Raw genomic sequence first — 3,004 nt, forward strand, 5'->3', positions numbered from 1 at the left:
AGGGTAAGCGGATTAAATGGTTGATCTTACCTTTGCATGAGAGTGAGACAGACCGGCATCTCATCGGATTATCTGGTTGATGCTTCACCTACTGCTGGTGCATGTTTCCTTCGCTAATTCCAGCAAGAACCCCACACGCCTCAACTTCCCGGTCATCGTTGCAACTCGCTCTCAGTGAAACGAGTTGTTTCTCAAGCGCTTGCAGAGCGGTTATCTGCGACCGCACATGAGAGATGTGATCATCGAGCAAGGCGTTGACGGCGGTACAAGGCTGATGAGGGTCGTCCTGATAGCTCTGTAGTTCGTGAATCTCAGCCAGTGACAGGCCCAGGATTCTGCAGCGACGGATGAAGGCCAGCCCCTCACCATGCTTCTCGGTATAGACACGGTAACCGTTGTCCTGCCGATCAGGCGGCGGCAACAAGCCCTGCTGTTCATAGAAGCGGATCGTCTGTGTTTCGACCCCTACCAACTGCGCCAACTGACCAATGCGCATCAGCCTCCTCCCCAACGGATTCTTTACTCTATTGACCTTATAGTAGCTTTATAGTTTTAAATGGTACCACAACATTGTTCAAGTGGAGTCGTATCATGAGCAAATCCTGTGGTGGCGCCTGTGGCGGTGATGCAACGTCCGCAGCGGATACCGATATACAGGCCTCCTCCGAGGCGCCAGGGAGATGGGTCAGTGTTTATGCCGTGCCGAAGATGGACTGTCCATCAGAAGAACGAATGATTCGCCTAGCCCTGAACGGCTTTGAGGAGATTCGGGCGCTGTCCTTCGACTTGTCGAACCGCCGGCTGAAGGTCGTGCATGACGGCGAGGTCGAGCCCGTCACCTCGAAACTGAAGACCTTGGGGCTAGGCGCCTCGCTTCAGGAAACCGTCGCTGCAAATCCGGAGACCATCAAGGCCGCCGAGTTTTCGGCAGCTTCTGCTAAGCAAGAATCCGGGACCCTGCGCTGGTTGCTCGGCATCAATGCACTTCTGTTCGTGGTGGAAATGACTGCCGGTCTGATGGCTCAGTCAACTGGCCTCATTGCAGAGTCTCTGGACAATTTTGCTGATGCGGCAGTGTACGGACTCGCTCTTTATGCGGTTGGGCATAGCGTGAAAAGGCAGGTCCGTGTTGCGCACGTTGCTGGTGTGGTCCAACTGGTTTTGGCTGTTGGCGTACTCGTAGAGGTCGTGAGGCGCTTTGTATTCGGTAGTGAGCCTGAATCGCTGGTGATGATGGCTATCGCATTCGTCGCATTGATTGCCAATACCAGTTGTCTGCTGCTCATATCCAAACATCGGGAAGGCGGGGCGCACATGAAGGCAAGCTGGATATTCTCGGCCAACGACGTGGTGATCAACCTGGGGGTCATCACCGCCGGCGCCCTGGTCGCGTGGACCGGGTCCAATTATCCGGATCTGATTATCGGCACCATCGCGGGGGGCATTGTACTTAACGGTGCCAGACGCATTTTGGCGTTGAAGGGTTAAATAATGCTCATTATTGGCAAAAAGCTCTCGCCGTATGCCCTATTGTCCATATCGGGCCTGCTGGCAGCGTCTGATCAGGCTGTAAAGTGGCTGGTGCAGCAATCAATGGCCTATGGCGAGTATGTTTCGGTGACCCCGTTCTTTAACTGGGTGCACCTATGGAACACCGGTGCCGCATTCAGTCTTTTTGCGAATGGTGGAGGCTGGCAGCGCTACTTTTTTATCGGAATCGCGGTAGTGGTCTCGATTTTTCTGATCAAGCTGATCCTTGAAAATCGTCATAAAGGAGAAGCCATCGCTTACAGTCTTATCCTCGGTGGCGCCATGGGCAACCTGATTGACCGGGTCTTTCGCGGCTATGTTGTGGATTCCTTTGATTTCTATTGGCGAGACTGGCATTGGCCGGCCTTCAACCTGGCTGATATTGCAATTGTCCTCGGTGCCTTACTTTTCGTTTCCAGCAGCTTGTTGGGTAAAAAAGCAAACACCAATGCCGAGTCGGATGGATCTGACTGACACCTACGCCTATACAACACCATGACCGAACTTCCCGACAACATCCTTCACCTGCCGCAATACCAAGTACTGGGCTGCAAATCAACCGACGACGAAATGCACTTCCAGGTGGACGTGCCCGATCCCATCGCCTGCGAGGAATGCGGCGTGCAGGGTGAGTTCGTACGGTTCGGCAAGCGTGACGTTCCCTATCGTGATCTGCCCATCCACAGCAAGCGGGTCACTCTCTGGGTGGTCCGCCGCCGATACACCTGCCGGGCCTGCAAGACAACATTCAGGCCCTAGCTACCGGAGATGGTGGACGGATTCCGTATGACACTGCGGCTGCATGAGTACGTGGAGAAGGAATCCTTCAACCACCCCTACACCTTTGTGGCGGCACAGACCGGCCTGGACGAGAAGACGGTGCGCGACATCTTCAACGCCCGCGCCGAGTTCCTGGGGCGCTGGCACCGCTTCGAGACGCCCCGCATCCTGGGCATTGACGAGCTATACCTGAACAAGCGCTACCGCTGCATTCTGACCAACATTGAGGAGCGAACCCTGCTCGACCTGCTGGCCACCCGCCGCCAGGACGTGGTGACCAACTACCTGATGAAGCTGAAAGACCGGCAGAAGGTCGAGATCGTCAGCATGGACATGTGGAACCCCTACCGGGCAGCGGTCAAGGCTGTGCTGCCCCAGGCCCGTATCGTGGTCGATAAGTTCCATGTGGTGCGCATGGCCAACGATGCCCTAGAGAGAGTGCGCAAGGGCCTCAGAAAGGAGCTGAAACCGTCCCAGAGCCGGACTCTCAAGGGAGACCGGAAAATCCTGCTGAAACGCGCTCACGAAGTCTCAGACCGGGAGCGCCTCATCATGGAGACCTGGACAGGCGCGTTCCCGCAACTGCTGGCCGCCTACGAGCACAAGGAGCGCTTCTACGGCATCTGGGACGCCACCACACGGCTCCAGGCAGAAGCCGCCCTGGACGAGTGGATAGCCACCATCCCGAAGGGCC

At 56.0% G+C, this 3,004-nt stretch carries 3 protein-coding genes and 1 pseudogene; 3 read left to right on the top strand and 1 reads right to left on the bottom strand.

The annotated features are described in order from the left end of the window. Positions 1–88 precede the first annotated feature (88 nt). Complete coding sequence (cadR, locus tag PR675_RS20520) at positions 89–496, bottom strand: Cd(II)/Pb(II)-responsive transcriptional regulator (RefSeq protein WP_004364961.1); 408 nt, start codon at positions 494–496, stop codon at positions 89–91. A gap of 95 nt (positions 497–591) precedes the next feature. On the opposite strand from cadR, the gene PR675_RS20525 reads away from it, so the two are divergent. The 3 genes and pseudogenes from PR675_RS20525 to PR675_RS20535 form a co-directional block, all read left to right on the top strand. Then, entirely contained in the window at positions 592–1,488 is an 897-nt protein-coding gene (locus tag PR675_RS20525) for a cation transporter (RefSeq protein WP_053409936.1), read from the top strand. Between the two features lie 3 nt (positions 1,489–1,491). Then, on the top strand, positions 1,492–2,004 hold the full coding sequence (gene lspA / locus PR675_RS20530; RefSeq protein WP_003821921.1) for a signal peptidase II: 513 nt from the start codon (positions 1,492–1,494) through the stop codon (positions 2,002–2,004). A gap of 21 nt (positions 2,005–2,025) precedes the next feature. Next, positions 2,026–3,004: pseudogene (locus PR675_RS20535) on the top strand (ISL3-like element ISPpu12 family transposase); the annotation flags it as partial.

Origin of the sequence: Providencia sp. PROV261 (genome assembly GCF_028477945.1) — a bacterium.
Lineage (GTDB): Bacteria > Pseudomonadota > Gammaproteobacteria > Enterobacterales > Enterobacteriaceae > Providencia > Providencia stuartii.

Coding starts and splice junctions, on each gene's coding strand:
- cadR (WP_004364961.1), bottom strand. CDS start 496: ATGCGCATTGGTCAGTTGGCGCAGTTGGTAGGGGTCGAAACACAGACG.
- lspA (WP_003821921.1), top strand. CDS start 1,492: ATGCTCATTATTGGCAAAAAGCTCTCGCCGTATGCCCTATTGTCCATA.
- PR675_RS20525 (WP_053409936.1), top strand. CDS start 592: ATGAGCAAATCCTGTGGTGGCGCCTGTGGCGGTGATGCAACGTCCGCA.